At 59.7% G+C, this 16,982-nt stretch carries 12 protein-coding genes and 6 tRNA genes; 12 read left to right on the top strand and 6 right to left on the bottom strand.

The window, feature by feature from the left end:
* Positions 1 to 25 precede the first annotated feature (25 nt).
* The 3 genes from trmA to R5M92_RS01915 all read left to right on the top strand — a co-directional run bounded on the left by trmA (position 26) and on the right by R5M92_RS01915 (position 7,294).
* On the top strand, positions 26 to 1,138 hold the full coding sequence (gene trmA, locus R5M92_RS01905) for a tRNA (uridine(54)-C5)-methyltransferase TrmA (RefSeq protein WP_346797435.1): 1,113 nt from the start codon (positions 26 to 28) through the stop codon (positions 1,136 to 1,138).
* Positions 1,139 to 1,332: 194 nt separating this feature from the next.
* Positions 1,333 to 6,156, top strand: coding sequence for an NAD-glutamate dehydrogenase (locus R5M92_RS01910; RefSeq protein WP_346799210.1), 4,824 nt, complete (start codon positions 1,333 to 1,335; stop codon positions 6,154 to 6,156).
* 121 nt (positions 6,157 to 6,277) lie between these two features.
* Positions 6,278 to 7,294: a quinone-dependent dihydroorotate dehydrogenase gene (locus R5M92_RS01915; RefSeq protein WP_346797437.1), complete on the top strand. Its 1,017-nt coding sequence runs from the start codon at positions 6,278 to 6,280 to the stop codon at positions 7,292 to 7,294.
* Positions 7,295 to 7,372: 78 nt separating this feature from the next.
* Here the strand turns inward: R5M92_RS01915 and rmf are convergent, their stop codons facing one another.
* Positions 7,373 to 7,579 (bottom strand): ribosome modulation factor, encoded by a 207-nt coding sequence (gene rmf, locus R5M92_RS01920; protein WP_346797438.1) that lies wholly within the window; start codon positions 7,577 to 7,579, stop codon positions 7,373 to 7,375.
* 320 nt (positions 7,580 to 7,899) lie between these two features.
* On the opposite strand from rmf, the gene rlmKL reads away from it, so the two are divergent.
* Positions 7,900 to 10,131, top strand: a complete 2,232-nt coding sequence (gene rlmKL / locus R5M92_RS01925; protein WP_346797439.1) for a bifunctional 23S rRNA (guanine(2069)-N(7))-methyltransferase RlmK/23S rRNA (guanine(2445)-N(2))-methyltransferase RlmL — start codon at positions 7,900 to 7,902, stop codon at positions 10,129 to 10,131.
* The gene (locus R5M92_RS01930) at positions 10,128 to 10,463 is read left to right on the top strand and encodes a glutaredoxin family protein (protein WP_346797441.1); all 336 of its coding nucleotides are present in this window, start codon (positions 10,128 to 10,130) and stop codon (positions 10,461 to 10,463) included. Before rlmKL ends, R5M92_RS01930 begins: the two co-directional genes overlap by 4 nt.
* 24 nt (positions 10,464 to 10,487) lie before the next feature.
* Here the strand turns inward: R5M92_RS01930 and R5M92_RS01935 are convergent, their stop codons facing one another.
* On the bottom strand, positions 10,488 to 10,769 hold the full coding sequence (locus R5M92_RS01935) for a hypothetical protein (protein ID WP_346797443.1): 282 nt from the start codon (positions 10,767 to 10,769) through the stop codon (positions 10,488 to 10,490).
* A 97-nt stretch (positions 10,770 to 10,866) separates the two neighbouring features.
* Here R5M92_RS01935 and pdxB point away from each other — a divergent pair, with 97 nt between their 5' ends.
* Positions 10,867 to 12,009 carry a 4-phosphoerythronate dehydrogenase PdxB gene (gene pdxB / locus R5M92_RS01940; protein WP_346797445.1) on the top strand — a complete coding sequence of 381 codons (1,143 nt, stop codon included), beginning with the start codon at positions 10,867 to 10,869 and terminating at the stop codon, positions 12,007 to 12,009.
* 102 nt (positions 12,010 to 12,111) lie between these two features.
* Here pdxB and htpX read toward each other — a convergent pair whose 3' ends face one another.
* From htpX to msrB, 4 genes are all read right to left on the bottom strand, one after another.
* Positions 12,112 to 13,014, bottom strand: coding sequence for a protease HtpX (gene htpX / locus R5M92_RS01945; RefSeq protein WP_346797446.1), 903 nt, complete (start codon positions 13,012 to 13,014; stop codon positions 12,112 to 12,114).
* 160 nt (positions 13,015 to 13,174) lie between these two features.
* Positions 13,175 to 14,404 carry a pyridoxal phosphate-dependent aminotransferase gene (locus R5M92_RS01950; protein WP_346797448.1) on the bottom strand — a complete coding sequence of 410 codons (1,230 nt, stop codon included), beginning with the start codon at positions 14,402 to 14,404 and terminating at the stop codon, positions 13,175 to 13,177.
* A 104-nt stretch (positions 14,405 to 14,508) separates the two neighbouring features.
* Positions 14,509 to 15,498, bottom strand: coding sequence for a ribosome biogenesis GTPase YlqF (gene ylqF, locus R5M92_RS01955; RefSeq protein ID WP_346797450.1), 990 nt, complete (start codon positions 15,496 to 15,498; stop codon positions 14,509 to 14,511).
* Positions 15,499 to 15,585: 87 nt separating this feature from the next.
* The gene (gene msrB / locus R5M92_RS01960; protein WP_346799212.1) at positions 15,586 to 15,984 is read right to left on the bottom strand and encodes a peptide-methionine (R)-S-oxide reductase MsrB; all 399 of its coding nucleotides are present in this window, start codon (positions 15,982 to 15,984) and stop codon (positions 15,586 to 15,588) included.
* 131 nt (positions 15,985 to 16,115) lie between these two features.
* Between msrB and R5M92_RS01965 the strand changes: the two genes are divergently transcribed.
* The 6 genes from R5M92_RS01965 (at position 16,116) to R5M92_RS01990 (ending at position 16,855) form a co-directional block, all read left to right on the top strand.
* Positions 16,116 to 16,191, top strand: a tRNA-Glu gene (locus R5M92_RS01965).
* A gap of 23 nt (positions 16,192 to 16,214) precedes the next feature.
* Positions 16,215 to 16,289, top strand: a tRNA-Gly gene (locus R5M92_RS01970).
* A gap of 96 nt (positions 16,290 to 16,385) precedes the next feature.
* A tRNA-Glu gene (locus R5M92_RS01975) sits at positions 16,386 to 16,461 on the top strand.
* A gap of 39 nt (positions 16,462 to 16,500) precedes the next feature.
* A tRNA-Gly gene (locus R5M92_RS01980) sits at positions 16,501 to 16,575 on the top strand.
* A 92-nt stretch (positions 16,576 to 16,667) separates the two neighbouring features.
* A tRNA-Glu gene (locus R5M92_RS01985) sits at positions 16,668 to 16,743 on the top strand.
* Between the two features lie 37 nt (positions 16,744 to 16,780).
* A tRNA-Gly gene (locus R5M92_RS01990) sits at positions 16,781 to 16,855 on the top strand.
* The last annotated feature ends 127 nt before the right edge of the window (positions 16,856 to 16,982 follow it).

A 16,982-nucleotide genomic window follows, 5' to 3' on the forward strand; every position in this document is an offset into this window, starting at 1 on the left:
CACCCTATGCCCTAGAGGAGCCCCCTTGGCTATTCCCGTTGTTAATCCTGCTTACTATCAAGCCCAGCTCCAGCACAAACGCCAGCAGCTGGTTGACGATTTTGCCCGCTTCGCTCCCCCCGAGCTTGAAGTCTTTCCCTCTCCTCCCACTCATTACCGGCAGCGCTGCGAATTTCGCCTGTGGCATGAAGACGACGATGTGTTCTACGCCATGTTCGAGGTCGATGCGGAAAATCCCAAGCACAAACGCGTCGTGCGCATGGACGAGTTTTCCGTGGCGAGCCGGCGTATCAACGAATTGATGCCGGCACTACGCGAGGCCTTTCTGGCAAGCGATGTATTGCGCCGCAAGCTGTTCCAGGTCGAGTTTTTGACCACGCTCACCGGCGAGGCGCTGGTGACCCTGGTTTATCACCGCCCCCTGGACGAGGCCTGGGAAGGTGAGGCTCGGGCGCTGGAAGCACAGCTCGGCATCATGATCATCGGCCGTTCCCGCAAGCAGCGGCTGGTTCTTACCCAGGATCACGTCTGGGAGCGCCTGGATGTGGATGGCCGCGAATTTCACTACCAACAGGTGGAAAACAGCTTTACCCAGCCCAACGCCGAAATATGCTGCGCCATGCTGAGCTGGGCGCGTGAAGTAACGCGGGGTAGCCGGGACGAGGATCTGGTCGAGCTGTATTGCGGCAACGGCAACTTCACCGTCGCCCTTGCCGAGAATTTCCGTCGTGTGCTGGCAACGGAGATCTCCCGCACCTCGGTGGCCAGCGCCCAGATCAATCTGGCGGCCAATAATATTACCAATGCCCAGATAGGCCGCATGTCGGCCGAAGAGTTTTCCCTGGCATTGAAAGGCGAGAAAGCCGGACGGCGAGTGGCGGAAATGGCCCTTGAAACCTACGCTTTCTCCACCATCCTGGTCGACCCGCCGCGGGCAGGGCTGGATGAGGAAAGTTGTCATCAACTTAGCGAGTATCCACGAATTGTCTATATTTCATGCAACCCGACCACGTTAGCCGCCAATCTGGAGATATTGACCCATACGCATCGCATTACCCGGTTTGCCCTGTTCGACCAGTTTCCCTTCACCGACCATTGCGAGTGCGGGGTTGTGCTGGAGCGCCGCGAGACGGCATAAAGACAAGCTGTACGAGGGTAAACGCCACGGCGGACAGGGGCTGAGCGGTAGCGATGCGCAAACGGTATGCGCCATGAGCAAGGTGGCAGGTGGCTGGGGACGAATGATCGAGTGGAGTAAGCTAGGGACAAGCAGACCGTTCGGTCTTTTGTCAGTATTTCCCGGCCGCAATGGCCCAGGCAGTCGAGGTGATGATGCATTACGTTGCAATTGAAGAAAGCCGACAGGATCTTCTCAAGCAGCTGGAAGAACGTTTGCAGAGCCGCTTGGAGCCTTCGCGCGCTGACGCCATTGAAACCTTCGCACGCCACTTCTATGCCACCGTACCCGTGGAAGACCTTGTCGATCGGCGCTTGGATGATCTATACGGTGCCACGTTATCCATCTGGCAGTTTCTGCAGCACCATGATCCCGAAAGCCCCAAGGTGCGGGTGTTCAATCCCGATTTCGAAGAGAATGGCTGGCAGTCGACGCATACCTTCGTGGCGGTGCTTCACGAAGACATGCCGTTTCTGGTGGATTCCGTCCGTATCGAGCTCAACCGCCGCGGGCTGACAGTACACGCGATCCAGAATGCCGTGTTCGCCGTGACGCGAGACGAGCAGAATCAGCTGCAGGAACTCACTTCCACACGTAATTGCGCAGCCAATGCCGCCCGAGAATCGTTGATCGTGATCGAAGTGGATCGTCATACCGATCCTTTGGCGCTCAAGGATATTACCGCCGAATTGCATGACGTGTTGCGCGATGTGCGCACTGCGGTCCGTGATTACGACGCCATGGGTGAGCGTATCGCGGCGGCGATCCAGGAACTGGAAAAGGTCTGTCCGCCGCAGATCGACCCAGACGATCACGAAGAAGCCATCGCCTTTCTCGAGTGGCTGCTCAAGGATAACTTCACCTTCCTCGGTTACGACGAGTATGTACTCGACGAGGGCGAGCTGAAACGTGACGATAGCAGTGTGCTCGGGGTGTTCCGTCTGGACCAGCCGCGTTATCACGAACGCATTCGTACCGATGAGGGGCTCGACGAGAACGGCTACGTCCTGGTCCCCCAGCTATTGTCGTTTGCCAAGAGCGCGCATCACTCCCGGGTGCATCGGCCGACATATCCCGATTACATTACCGTCGACCGCTATGACGAGCAGGGTAACGTGATCGGCGAAAGGCGCTTCCTGGGGCTTTTTACCGCCACCGTTTACAACGAGTCGCCACGCAATATTCCGCTGCTCCGGCGCAAGCTCAAGGCAGTGATGGACATCGCCGGTTTCAATCCCCAAGGGCATAACGGCAAGCAGCTGTTGCAGGTGCTCGAGGTCTACCCGCGCGACGACTTGTTCCAGATCGATACGGAATCCCTCGCCGGGACCGCCCTGGGGATTCTCAATATCCGTGAACGCCGCCAGGTCAGGGTGTTCGTGCGTGCGGACGTCAGTGGCAAGTTCTACTCGTGCCTGGTGTTCGTTCCGCGGGATGTCTTCTCCACCGACCTGCGCCAGAGGGTGCAAAACCTGCTGTGCGAAGAGCTGGATGCCCATTTCGGCGACTTCAATACCTATCTATCCGAGTCGGTTCTGGCGCGGATTCAGCTGATATTGCGCTTCAATGGCAATACGCCCAGCAACTATGACCTCAAGCGCATCGAAGCCAAGGTGGCCCGCCTGGCGCGCAGCTGGCGCGACGAGCTGCACGGCGCCATGGTGGAGGGCTTCGGCGAAGAGCAAGCCAATCACCTGATGGACCGCTTTCGGGAGGCCTTTTCCGCCAGTTACCAGGAAGACTTCAGCGCCCGCATCGCCGTCTTCGATATCCAGCACCTGCTGGAACTCGACGATGGCGAGGACCTGTCGCTGTCGCTGTATCGGCCCATGGAGGAGCAAGGGGAAGGGGTCAATCTCAAGTTGTTCCACCGGCATAACCAGATTCCGCTCTCCGATGTCCTGCCGATGATGGAAAACCTCGGCTTGCGGGTAATCGGCGAGCGCCCTTACGAGATCGAGGCGCCACAGACGTCCTACTGGGTTCACGACTTCGAGCTCGAGCATCGCTCCAGCCTGGAGATGAACCTAGCCCATATGCGTGATGCCTTCGACGAGGCGTTTCGTCGTATCTGGGCCGGCGAGGCGGATAACGACTCCTTCAATCGGCTGATTATCGGCGCTAACCTGGATTGGCGTGAAGTCGCCATGTTGCGCGGCTACTCACGCTACTTGAAACAGATTCGCTTCGGCATTTCCCAGCATTACATCGCCGCGACCCTGGCCAATTATCCCCAGATAACCCGGGAACTCGTGGAGCTGTTTCACTTGCGGTTCGACCCCCAGCGCCAGGACGAGAGTACCGAGGAGTGCTTGGCTCGCCTGGGCGAGCAGCTCGACGGTGTCGCCAGTCTCAACGACGATCAGTTGCTGCGCCGCTTCATGGAGCTGATCCAGGCCACGTTGCGCACCAACTACTATCAGCTGGACGAGAACGGTAAGGTCAAGGAGTACATCGCCTACAAGCTTGAGCCTTCGAAGGTGACCGGGATGCCCAAACCGCGTCCGGTCTACGAAATATTCGTCTGTTCGCCGCGTGTCGAAGGGGTGCATCTGCGGGGCGGCAAGGTCGCACGGGGCGGCTTGCGCTGGTCGGATCGCCAAGAGGACTTCCGTACCGAAGTGCTTGGGCTGGTCAAGGCTCAGCAGGTCAAGAACGCGGTGATCGTTCCGGTGGGCGCCAAGGGAGGCTTCGTCTGCAAACGCATGCCTGAAAACCCTGACCGGGAAACCCAGCAGAACGAAGGCATCGCCTGCTACAAGATACTCATTCGTGCCTTGCTGGATGTTACCGATAACCTGGTGGGGGGCGAAGTCGTGCCGCCGCAGGATGTGGTACGTCATGATGATGACGATGTCTACCTGGTGGTGGCAGCGGACAAGGGCACTGCAACCTTCTCCGATATCGCCAACGAGATCTCGCTGGAGTACGGCCACTGGCTGGGCGATGCCTTTGCTTCCGGCGGCGCCAATGGTTACGACCACAAGAAGATGGGCATCACCGCCCGCGGCGCCTGGGAGTCGGTCAAGCGTCATTTCCGCAACATGGATCTGGATACCCAGCGTGAGACCTTCACCGTGGTGGGCATCGGTGACATGGCGGGAGACGTGTTCGGCAACGGCATGGTGCTGTCGGACAAGATTCGTCTGGTGGGCGCGTTCAACCACCTGCATATTTTCGTCGACCCCAATCCCGATGCCGAGGCTTCCTTCGCCGAGCGTCAGCGTCTTTTCGACATGCCGCGCTCCAGCTGGGAGGACTACAATGCCGAGCTGATTTCCGAAGGCGGCGGCATCTTCAGCCGCAGCGCCAAGTCGATTGCCATCACCCCGGAGATGCAGGATGTCTTCGGTATCGAGGAGAGCCGGTTATCGCCCAACGAGCTGATCCGCGCCATGCTCAGGGCATCGGTGGACCTGTTGTGGAATGGGGGCATCGGTACCTACGTCAAGAGCAGCGAGGAGAGCGATATCGACGTGGGCGACAAGGCCAACGATGTCCTGCGCATCAACGGCGATGAACTCAACTGCCGCGTGGTTGGAGAAGGCGGCAACCTGGGGCTGACCCAGCGTGGGCGCATGGAAGCCGCCGCCAAGGGTGTGCGGGTCTATACCGATTTCATCGACAATGCCGGCGGAGTCAACTGCTCCGACCACGAAGTCAATATCAAGATACTGCTGGATGAAGTGGTCAAGCGCGGCGACATGACCGACAAGCAGCGCAACCAGTTGCTGGCCGAAATGACCGAGGAGGTCGCGGCGCTGGTGATTCTGGACAATTATCGCCAGACCCAGGCGCTGGATCTTTCGCAATTGCTCTCCTTCCAGGGCATCGGGCCGTATCGTCGCTTCATCAGCGAACTCGAGGCGGCGGGGCAGATCGATCGCGAACTGGAATTCCTGCCGACCGATGAAACCCTCAAGGAGCGTGCCGGCAGCAGCCAGGGAATGAGCCTGCCGGAGTTGTCGGTATTGATTTCCTACGCCAAGAGCACTCTCAAGGGTGACCTGATCGCCTCCGACGTGCCGGATGATGCGGTTATCCGTCGATATCTGGAGCGTGTCTTCCCCCGGGTTCTGGTCGAGCGCTTCCGCGACGAAATGTACGATCACCGGCTTAAGCGTGAAATCGTCGCCACCCAGGTCGCCAATGATCTGGTGGATCACATGGGCATTGTGTTCGTGCGCCGCCTGATGGATTCCACCGGAGCGGGGCGGGCCGATATCGCTCGCGCTTACGTGGTAGCCCGGGATAGTTTCAATCTGCCGGTCCTGTGGGAGCAGATCGAGTCGCTGGACAACCAGGTCGAAAGCGAAGTGCAGTATTCGATGATGCTGGATCTGATGCGCCTGCTGCGTCGGGCCACACGCTGGTTCCTGCGTCAGCATCTTGGGCTTTCCACTTACGATGCCATCGAATACTTCGGGCCGCGACTGGCTCAGTTGCAGGAAGAGGTGGGCGAATTGCTCAGTGGTGAAGAGCAGGTCCAGTGGCAACAGCGCCGCGACGAGCTTGTCGAGGCGGGGGTGCCCGAGGCGCTGGCCGGCACGGTAGCGGCTGCCCCGAGCCTGTACGCTGGGCTGGGCATCATCCAGACGGCTCGCCAGATCAACGAGAAGCCGCAACGTGTGGCCGAGGTATTCTATGAAATCGGCAGCCGGCTGGAGTTGCCGTGGATGATTCAGCAAGTGTCGCAGCTCGATGTGCGCGACAATTGGCAGGCCCAGGCCCGCGAGACATTCCGAGACGATATCGACCGCCAGCAATTGGCACTGACCAGCAGCGTTCTCAAGCTTGAAGCGGGAAGCCGCGACACCCCGGAACGAGTGGCGCAGTGGCTGGATATCCATGCGGACCTGCACAGACGCTGGTGCCGCTTGCTCGAAGAAGTGCACAGCGGTAACGAAGGCGGATTCGCCCTGTTTGCCGTGGCGATTCGTGAACTGGTGGACCTGGCCGAAAGCGACAGCGAAGGCTGACTCCCCTTCTCCTCAACAACCGACTTCCGAACCCCGCATAAGCGGGGTTCGAGGTTTTTGTCGTTTGCGCTATACTCGCCGCGCCTTTGGTGTCGCCTTTCGTTCCAACCTGGAGTGTGTCATGTATTCGCTAGCCCGTTCGCTGCTGTTTCGCCTCGATCCCGAAACCTCTCACGGACTGACATTGACCACTCTGGAACGCTCGTATCGCTTTGGCCTGTTGCCCCGGTTGATGGGCAAGGCCGTCGATGATCCGGTGGAGTTGATGGGTCTGCGCTTTTCCAACCGGGTGGGCCTGGCGGCGGGTTTGGATAAGAACGGCGAGCATGTCGATGCCCTGGGTTCATTGGGTTTCGGTTTCATCGAGGTGGGCACGGTCACGCCCAAGGCCCAGGGCGGCAATCCCAAACCGCGTCTGTTCCGCTTGCCCGAGCGGGACGCCATCATCAACCGGCTGGGTTTCAACAATGCCGGAATCGAGGCGTTGGTGGCCCGCATGAAGCATAAGCGCCGTTATCAGGGCGTTGTCGGAATCAATATCGGCAAGAATCTCACCACTCCCGTGGAACGGGCACTGGAAGATTACCTGGCCTGCCTGGAGCCTGCCCATGGGGTGGCGGATTACATTACCGTCAATATCTCCTCTCCCAACACTCCCGGACTACGGTCCCTGCAGTTTGGCGAGCAGCTGAACGCCTTGCTCGGGCCGCTACGCGAACAGACGTCGATTCTGGATCAAGCAGCTGGGCGCCGGGTTCCGTTGTTGGTCAAGATCGCACCGGACATGGACAGCGACGAAATCGCCCTGGTGGCACAAAGCATCACGCGCAACGCACTGGATGGCGTGATCGCCACCAATACCACGATCTCCCGCGAAGCAATTGCGGGAGTACGCCATGCCGACGAGGCGGGAGGGCTTTCGGGCAAGCCACTGTTCGAAGCCTCGAACCGGGTGATTCGTGAACTACGCGATCATTTGCCCGAGCTGCCCATTATCGGCGTCGGCGGCATCGACAGTGGCGAGGCGGCGTTAGCCAAGCGGGCAGCCGGCGCGGATCTGGTTCAGCTTTATTCGGGCCTGGTGTATCGTGGCCCTCGGCTGGTCAAGGAGTGCGCCGTGGCTCTGGCCGACAAGTGAAACCCAGTGGGGCCGGCAGCAAAAAGCCCGCGTAAGAGCGGGCTTGGAACAAAGCCATCTAACCTGAAGCAAGGCTGGTTACATGACCATGGGATTCTTGTGAATGCCGGAAATGCCGGTCATGCCATCCCACTGGTCGCCTCGACCTTCACGCCAACCGCTCATCCAGTATTCGCGAAGATTAACATCCAGACTGGGGCAGTCATCACGGGAGCGTCCTGTGACGCCTGCCTTGTAACCGTGAACATAAGCACGCTGGAAGCGATCACGTTTCTGTCGTTTCATTGGCTAACCTCTTATCATGAAAGCCGTGATTTGAAAATAAAGAGCTGTTTCTACTAGCGGTTTCAATTAGCTGTATCAATTGCCTTTATTTCAAAAGCTATCGTCAAGAGAAGGTATTTTTCCTAGCCTCCGAACGGCTATGAAATACCCGTTTTGGCCAGCGATACCCTTGCGGTACCGTGACAATGATGCATGCGTTTTTCGGTAGCTACCCTCTTATTGTTAGCCCATGATGGTAACCTTTGTCGACCATCAAATTGTCATAACACGTAAACCAGATCGCAATGATAGGAACCTGGCGCCAAGACGCCGCAAATACCATGACCGAGTCGACCCCTGAAACCTCGCTGGAGCTTCTGGCGAGCTGTCCCAAAGGCATCGAAATTCTACTGGCCGAGGAACTGGCCGAACTGGGCGCAACGCCTGGCAAGACCACGGTGGCGGGGGTCTATTTTTCTGCCTCCCTGGAGACTGCCTATCGGGTGTGTCTGTGGTCACGCCTGGCCAACCGCGTGATCCTGTGCCTGCTGCGCGAATCCATGGTGGAAACCCCGGAACAGCTTCGCCTTGCCGTGGCGCGCCTGGACTGGTCGCGGCATATATTGCCGGGCCACACCCTGGCCGTGGATTTCCATGGTCGTGGCGATCAGGTCCGCCACACCCGCTTTGGTGCGCAGACGGTCAAGGACGGCGTGGTGGATGCGCTTCAGTTGGCCGCCCGGACTCGCCCGGATATCGACCTGAAAACCCCCGACCTGCGTCTTTACGCCAACCTGCATCGTGCCAACCTCATGGTGGGCATAGACCTCTCGGGAGAGAGTCTGCATCGGCGCGGTTATCGCCGCGATGTCGGCCATGCTCCACTCAAGGAGAACCTGGCTGCCGCCTTGCTGGTGCGTGCCGGATGGGCCCGGCGCGCCAAGGTGGGCGAGGCGTTGGCCGACCCTCTGTGCGGCGCCGGCACTCTACTGATTGAAGCGGCGATGATGGCGGCGGACATGGCGCCCAACCTGTCCCGTACGCGTTTCGGTTTTCATGGCTGGGCGGGCCATGACGAAAACCTGTGGAATGAGCTGAAGCGCGAAGCCGAAGCCCGAGCCAGTATCGGGCGCAAGCGATGCAAGGCGCAGCTGTTCGGATTCGACGAGAGCCCGGCGGCAATCTCCGCAGCGAAGACCAACGCCATGCGCGCGGGCATTCCGGCGCTTATTACCCTGCAGGGCGCGAGTCTGGGGCAACTGAAGCGCCCCGCAGCGCTAGCACAAGACGCAACGGGTCTGATCATCACCAATCCGCCGTATGGCGAGCGGCTGGGAGAGCTGCCCGAGTTGGTCACGCTCTATAGCCAGCTCGGCGAGAGAGTGAAAGCGGAATTTCCCGGCTGGACGCTGGCAGTATTCACCGCCAACCCCGACCTTGGTCACCGCCTGAGTCTGCGCGCCTACAAGCAGTACGCGCTCAATAACGGCCCGTTGGCGGCGAAACTACTGTTGATGGAGGTGCCCGAGGCAGCAGCGAAAGTCGATACCGCCGAATTAGGGGCAGAGGAACCCTCCCAGGCACACTCTGCTCAAGATGAAGGCACTATCGGCGAGGGCGCCCAGATGCTGGCCAATCGTCTGCACAAGAATCAGAAACGGCTGAAGAAGTGGCTCAAGCAGTCCGGTGAGACCTGCTATCGCCTGTACGATGCGGACATGCCCGAATACGCCCTGGCCATCGATCGCTACGGCGATCGTGTGCACGTTCAGGAATATGCACCGCCGCGCACGGTAAATCCCGCCCAGGCACAGAAACGCTTGTTCGATGCCTTGGCGATACTGCCCCAGGCGCTGGAGGTGGACCCGGGCAAGATCTATATCAAGCGCCGCGAGCGTCAGAGTGGCAAGGCGCAATACGAGAAGCGGGCGGCCAGTGGCGAACGCTTCGAGGTTCGCGAAGGCCGCGCTCGGCTATGGGTCAATCTGCGCGACTACCTGGATACCGGTTTGTTCCTGGATCATCGTCCGGTGCGCCGCATGCTGGGCGAGATGGCAGCGGGAAAGCGTTTTCTCAACCTGTTCTGCTATACCGCCACGGCCACGGTGCAGGCGGCGCTGGGAACGGCGGATCATGCTGGCGCGAGTGACAGCGTCAGTGTCGATATGTCCAATACCTATCTTGAGTGGGCGCGGGACAACTTCGCCTTGAACGGGCTGGACCCTTCGCGGCACCGGGTGGTACGTGACGACTGTTTTCGCTGGCTGGAAACGGCGGGGACGCAATTCGACCTGATCTTCATGGACCCGCCAACCTTTTCCAACTCCAAGAAAATGCGCGATACGCTGGATATTCAGCGCGATCATCCACGCCTGGTGGAGTTAGCGATGGCCCGGTTGGCGCCAGGCGGAACTCTGGTATTTTCCAACAACCAGCGCCGTTTCCGCCTGGATGAAGCGCTGCTGCAACGCTACGAGGTCGAGGATATTTCGGCGCGGAGCTTCGACCCGGATTTCCTGCGGCGCACCAACCTGCACCACGTTTTCCTGTTGCGTCATCGGGAGTCGGCATGATCACGCTTTCCCTCTACACCACCCTGGGCTGCCACCTGTGCGCCCAGCTGGAGTCGCTGTTGCTCACCTTGGCCAATGACGAGGTGAGTCTGCAGCGTGTCGAAATCAGCGAAGACGACGCCCTGGTGGAGCGCTACGGCGTGCGGATTCCGGTATTGGTGGATGAACGCGGCATCGAGCTGGACCGAGGATTCGAGCTGGAGCGCTTGAGCCCCTGGCTGAGCGAGCGCGGCTGGCTGGATGAAGCGGCCCTGGCCGCGCTGACGACCTCACCAGTCGATACGCCGGTGAAAGGGGCGTATCGTCGCCAGGGGCGCCGTTTTCTCGGCTGACGCTGGGCTTGTGTGTGGTGTGTGTTACAGCAGGTCGAGCAGCGACAGCTGGCGCATGGCCTCGCGGCCTTCGGGGGAGCTGTCGGTGACGTCGAGCACCTTGCGGAATCCGCGCGACGCTTGAATGGTGGCTTCATCTTCCAGCCATAAGGCAGCCTGGGCCTGGTCGTCGGCCAGTTGGTGTTTCAGTCCACCGAACTGGGTACCAATCTGGCCCCAGGCACGGCTGAATATCCAGTCGCCGAACATGTCCTGGTGGATATGCACCAGCACATAGTCGTGGTCGGTTTCCCAGCGTACGATCACAAAAATCTCCGGCGAGTCACAAGCGTAGAATCGCGCCCATTGTAAGGCCGGCCTTGCAGAAAAGCAGCGCCAAGCTGGTGAAAAGGAGACAAGACCCGTGAAAATCGTCATGGATGCCAACATCCCCGCGGCCCAGGAGTGCTTCGGTTGCTTTGGCGAGGTGGTGCGTCTGCCCGGGCGGGAAATAACCGCGACCGATATAACGGATGCCGATGCCTTGATCGTACGCTCGGTCACGCCGGTGACCGCCACGATGGTATCCGGGAGCCGCTTGACGTTCGTGGGTAGCTGCACCATCGGTACCGACCATGTCGACCAGATGGCTCTGACTGAGCACGGCGTGACGTTTGCCAGCGCTCCGGGGTGCAACGCCGAAGCGGTGGTGGATTATGTATTGAGCAGCTTGTTGAGCCTGGCGGAACGCGATCAGTGGCAATTGAGCGAACGGCGCGTGGGGATCGTCGGGGTGGGAAATGTCGGTGGGCGCCTGCAGGAACGCCTGCGGGCCATGGGCGTGGCAACACTGGCTTGCGATCCTCCGCGGGCGGCGGCGGAAGGCGATAAAGAATTCGTCGACCTGGATACGCTTATCGAGCAGTGTGACGTGATCTGCCTGCATACGCCAGCGGTGCAAGGCGGAAAGTATCCGACCCATCATCTGCTGGACGCCAGGCGTATCGAGGAGCTGAAACCGGGCTGCGTGGTGCTCAATGCCGGTCGCGGCGACTGCATCGATGGATTGGCGTTGCGTGTCCGCCTGGCGGGGAAGGGGGATATCACCGCCGTGCTCGACGTATGGGAGCACGAACCCCGCATAGACGTCGGCTTGCGCGACCTGGCGGCAATCGCCACGCCGCATATTGCCGGCTATAGCCTTGACGGAAAATTGCGCGGCAGCTGGCAGGTTCACGCCGCTCTGGCCCGTCATCTCGATAGGTCCGTCCTGGCATTGGAGGAGCTGCTGCCCCCGCCTGCCGTGGCCGAGCTGAATTTGCAGCAGGCCCTGGCGCCTGAGGATGCCCTGCGCCTGTGCGCTCGCGCCGTCTACGATGTACGCCGCGATCATGACCGCCTGCACTGGTATACACGCCATCAGGGGATTGAAGCGGGGTTTGACCATTGCCGAGCGCACTATCCGCTGCGTCGGGAGTTTTCCACCCTGACAGTCGGATTGTACGGCGAGGCCAGCCAGCTCAAGGGTTTGATACAGGCGGCGGGTTTCCAGACGGTGGCGGAATGAAGCTGCCAGGATGTCCCGAGAGATAGGACATGGACGACGAAGCCCGCTGATGCGGGCTTCGAACGATCTTGACGGGCGTTATTCGAGGGCGGGAACGCCTGATTAACGATAAGAGGCTTCCTTCAGTGCGCGAATGCGGTCATCCAGCGGCGGGTGGCTAGCGAATACCCGCTCCATCAACTTGCGCGACTGCCCGGTGGTAATGGCAAAAGCGGTAAGGGTATCCGGCATTTGGTCCGGCAGCTGGGTTTCCGCTTTCAGGCGCGCCAGGGCATTGACCATGGCGCTCGTTCCGGCCAGCTGGGCACCGGCGGCATCCGCCCGGTATTCACGAAAGCGCGAGAACCACGCCACGATGGCCGAGGCCACCAGGCCGAAGACGATTTCCGCGACGATCACCACTATGAAGTAACCCATGAACCCTAGGCCACCCCCGTCATCGCTGCGACTACGCAGGAAGTTGTCCACCAGGTGGGCGACCACGCGGGCAAAGAACATCACGAAGGTGTTGAGTACCCCTTGAATCAAGGCCAAGGTCACCATGTCGCCGTTGGCGACGTGGCCGATCTCGTGGGCCAGCACCGCACGAACCTCATCCGGGCGCATGCGGTTGAGCAGGCCGGCTGAGACCGCCACCAAGGCATCGTCCTTGTTCCACCCCGTGGCGAAGGCATTGGACTGCTGGGCGGGAAAGATCCCCACTTCCGGCGTCTTGATTCCGGCGTCACGAGCAAGTTCCGCCACGGTATCCAGCAGCCATCTTTCGGTCTGGTTGGAAGGCGTTTCGATAATCACCGTCCCGGTGCTGCGCTTGGCCATCCACTTGGAAATGAACAGCGAGACCAGCGAGCCGGCCATGCCGAAGATGAAGCAGAAGATCAACAGGCCATTGAAGTTCATGCCCTGTTCGCTCAAGTAACTGTCCACGCCCAGCAGGCGCAGGGTAACACTGGCCACCAGGATTACCGCCAGGTTGGTGGCCAGGAAAAGCAGAATTCTCATCATGTCGCGGATTCTCCGTAGAGGTTTTCCAATGGTGGAAAACGGTCGCTAAAACAGTGCTAAAGACGAGCGCTAAAAGCAGCGCTTGGAAGCAGTAATAAAAAAGCGAAAACGCAACGCCAGTCTGCTTGCTTAGATGCGGTCGTGACGTGCGGGTTTCAATTCATTGACGATAGCGAGAAAGAAAGTTGGCGAAGCGATCCAGGGCATCACCCAACTGCTCCACCCACGGCAGCGTGACGATGCGGACATGATCCGGCTCCGGCCAGTTGAACGCCGTACCCTGAACCAGCAGAATCTTTTCCTGAAGCAGCAGGTCGAGCACCAATTGCTGGTCATCCTGGATGTTGTATATCTTGGGGTCGAGCCGCGGGAAGGCGTAGAGCGCGCCCTGGGGTTTGACGCAGGAGACACCGGGAATTGCGTTGAGCTTCTCGACGGTGATGTCGCGCTGGGCCAGCAGGCGTCCCCCCGGCAGGATCAGGTCATTGATCGACTGATACCCGCCCAGCGCCGTCTGGATGGCATGTTGCGCCGGCACGTTGGCGCACAGACGCATCGAGGCCAGCATGTTGAGTCCCTGGATGTAGTCCACGGCATGTTTCTTGGCGTCGGAGCCCGAGATGATCATCCAGCCCGAGCGAAACCCGGCACAACGGTAACTCTTGGACAAGCCGTTCATGGTGATGACCAGCTGATCGTCGCTCGCCAGGGCGCCAGTCGAGGTATGCTCCACTCCGTCATAAAGGATCTTGTCGTAGATCTCGTCGGAAAACACCACCAGATGGTTCTCGCGGGCGATATCGAGCAGTTCGCGGACTACCGCCGGTGGATAGACCGCACCGGTGGGATTGTTGGGGTTGATCAATACCAGCGCGCGAGTGTGGCTGGTGATCTTGGCTCGGACATCGGCCATGTCCGGCGCCCAGTCCGATTGCTCGTCGCACAGATAATGCACCGCGCGACCGCCGGAAAGGTTGGCGGCCGCCGTCCATAACGGATAGTCCGGCGCCGGGATCAAGACTTCGTCGCCGTCGTTGAGCAGGGCTTGCATGGCCATGACGATCAACTCGGACACACCGTTGCCGATGTAGATATCCTCCACCCCCACGCCGGGAATCTCCTTGCGCTGGCACTCCTGCATGATCGCCTTGCGTGCGGAATACAGTCCCTTCGAATCGCAGTAGCCCTGGGCCGTGGGCAGGTTGCGCATGACATCCTGCAGGATCTCTTCCGGCGCTTCGAAGCCGAAGGGAGCCGGATTGCCGATATTGAGCTTGAGGATGCGCTGGCCTTCCTCTTCCAGGCGCTTGGAATGGTCGAGTACCGGACCACGAATGTCGTAGCAGACGTTATCGAGCTTGTGCGATTTGCGTAACAGCGGGGTATCCATGTCAGGGGTATCCAAAACGTGTCCAGAGGCTGCCGTCGGTGGCAGTTTGAATCCAGGGCAGTTCTAAGTAGGGAAGTCTTACCTGGTTAATTGTGATTAAGGCATTATGCGTCGGGAAGCTCGTCGTTGTCTTGATTATCTAGCGACTTGTCGCCGTCAGAAGAGACAGCTTCCTCGGCAGGTATCTCAACGGGAATATCCAGGGGTGTTTCGAGTGTCAGCCGGCCCAGTTTGCCGTCGCGCAACTCGTGTAGTAACACTTCGGCTCCCCGGTGCAGGTCGACCTCACCGCCTGGGCGTAAGCCGCCGCGCTTGGCGGCGATCTCCTTGAGGATGGCATTGCCGTCGTATCCGGCGATAGCGAGGAAATCGGGTCGAGCGGGACCGTCAGCATCGACTTGCTGATCGGGCAAGGGAGCATATTCCGGCAAACTCTTGAGCTTGAAACGGCTGGCTAGTGCCTGCGGATAGCGCTTGGCCAGTTCGGCACTGGTGACGATCGCCACATCGACGTATTCGATGGCGGTATCGCGGATGGCACCGCTGGCGGCAAGGCGATAGGCGCTGGCCTGGTCCTCGATCTTCGGCCACAGCACCCCTGGTGTATCGATCAGCGCCACTCGGCCATCGATACGCACCTTCTGCTGGCGCTTGGTCACGGCGGGCTCGTTGCCGGTCTTGGCGATCTTGCGTCCGGCCAGGCCGTTGATCAGGGTGGATTTGCCGACATTGGGAATTCCCATCACCATGACTCGTACATCGCGGTCGGCACGTATGTGACCGGCCAACTCGTGGCATAGCTTGGGAATCTGCTTGAGTTCGCGGATATTGGTCGTGGTCACGGCCAAGGCGCGCATGGCCTCCTGGGCATCGAAGTACGCCACCCATTCCCGGGTACGCTCGGGGTCGGCCAGATCCGCGCGCGACAGGATCTTCAGCACCGGTTTGTGCCGGGTCAGTTCGGCCAGCATAGGATTGGCGCTGGAGTAGGGCAGGCGGGCATCGAGAACCTCGATGACCACGTCAATCTCCGGCAGCGCATCCTTGATCTGACGGCGGGCCTTGTTCATATGTCCCGGAAACCAGCCGAGCATGGCATTTCTCCTGCAAGCACAAAAAAAGCGGGCTGCCATTCTAGCAGATGGCGCCCGCGTTGCTTGAGCGAAGGTCGGGGGAGGGGATTATTCGTCGGGATGAAATTCGAGGGCGACCCCGTTGATGCAGTAGCGCAGCCCGGTGGTGGCGGCTGGGCCGTCGGGAAAGACATGGCCCAGGTGAGCGTCGCAATGGGCGCAGGTCACTTCCGTGCGCTGCATGCCGTGTGAAGTATCGTCATGTTCCTCCACGCTGTGTGAGCCCAGGGGACGGTCGAAGCTGGGCCAGCCGCAGCCGGCCTCGAATTTGTGTTCGTTTTCGAATAGCGGCGCGTGGCAGCATACACAGTGATAGATGCCAATCTTGTCGTTTACCTGGCAGTCGCTACTGAACGGCGGTTCTGTGCCTTTTTGCCGGGTGACTCGGTAGGCTTCGGGGGATAAGGTTTCGCGCCACTGGTCATCGGGTTTATGGATCTTGGCCATGATCGTCTCCTTCGGCGTGATGATGGCAATCAGCATGCGTTATCCTTGCGTGCTTCGCCAGTGTGGGGCAATGCTTGACAGCCAATCAAGCGCTGGATAATATACGCGCCACCTCGACGAGGCAGAGCAACGTCCCATTCGTCTAGTGGTCTAGGACACCGCCCTTTCACGGCGGTAACAGGGGTTCGAACCCCCTATGGGACGCCATCTTTCTTGTCAGGTGTCGGAGTGCGGGAATAGCTCAGTGGTAGAGCATCGCCTTGCCAAGGCGAGGGTCGGGAGTTCGAATCTCCTTTCCCGCTCCAAGCATTACGAGTGTGAAGAAGCAGGTGGGGTCGTGAGCTGGAACGCCAGTCCGATCGAATCCCTTTCCCGCTCCAAGCATTTGCAGTGCTTACAGCGTCCCATTCGTCTAGTGGTCCAGGACACCGCCCTTTCACGGCGGTAACAGGGGTTCGAACCCCCTATGGGACGCCATCTTCCGATAGCAAGATGTGCAGATTTCAGCACGACCAAGCGGGAATAGCTCAGTGGTAGAGCATCGCCTTGCCAAGGCGAGGGTCGGGAGTTCGAATCTCCTTTCCCGCTCCAGATTTAGCAGTAGAGTGACGAAAGCGAGGGTCGGGAGCTGGAATGCCAGCCCAGTCGAATCTCCTTTCCCGCTCCAGTTTCTTCTTGATTATGTCCCATTCGTCTAGTGGCCTAGGACACCGCCCTTTCACGGCGGTAACAGGGGTTCGAACCCCCTATGGGACGCCATCTTCGATGGCAAGATGCCAGCTTTCAGCACGACCAAGCGGGAATAGCTCAGTGGTAGAGCATCGCCTTGCCAAGGCGAGGGTCGGGAGTTCGAATCTCCTTTCCCGCTCCAGTTTCAGTGGTGTCGAATCGTTAGGTGAGGGTCGTGAGCTGGTGCGCCAGTCCGGCTGTTGGCAGCCCCATCGACCTCCTTTCCCGCTCCAAGCGCCTTATTTCGATAGTTTCACTATTTTTTCCCT

This window comes from Halomonas sp. Bachu 37, from assembly GCF_039691755.1.
Lineage (GTDB): Bacteria > Pseudomonadota > Gammaproteobacteria > Pseudomonadales > Halomonadaceae > Vreelandella > Vreelandella kashgarensis.

Excerpts from the sequence above, each read along its gene's own strand:
- R5M92_RS01910 (WP_346799210.1), top strand. The coding sequence starts at position 1,333 with ATGCATTACGTTGCAATTGAAGAAAGCCGACAGGATCTTCTCAAGCAG.
- R5M92_RS01915 (WP_346797437.1), top strand. The coding sequence starts at position 6,278 with ATGTATTCGCTAGCCCGTTCGCTGCTGTTTCGCCTCGATCCCGAAACC.
- rmf (WP_346797438.1), bottom strand. The coding sequence starts at position 7,579 with ATGAAACGACAGAAACGTGATCGCTTCCAGCGTGCTTATGTTCACGGT.
- rlmKL (WP_346797439.1), top strand. The coding sequence starts at position 7,900 with ATGACCGAGTCGACCCCTGAAACCTCGCTGGAGCTTCTGGCGAGCTGT.
- R5M92_RS01930 (WP_346797441.1), top strand. The coding sequence starts at position 10,128 with ATGATCACGCTTTCCCTCTACACCACCCTGGGCTGCCACCTGTGCGCC.
- htpX (WP_346797446.1), bottom strand. The coding sequence starts at position 13,014 with ATGATGAGAATTCTGCTTTTCCTGGCCACCAACCTGGCGGTAATCCTG.
- R5M92_RS01950 (WP_346797448.1), bottom strand. The coding sequence starts at position 14,404 with ATGGATACCCCGCTGTTACGCAAATCGCACAAGCTCGATAACGTCTGC.
- ylqF (WP_346797450.1), bottom strand. The coding sequence starts at position 15,498 with ATGCTCGGCTGGTTTCCGGGACATATGAACAAGGCCCGCCGTCAGATC.
- msrB (WP_346799212.1), bottom strand. The coding sequence starts at position 15,984 with ATGGCCAAGATCCATAAACCCGATGACCAGTGGCGCGAAACCTTATCC.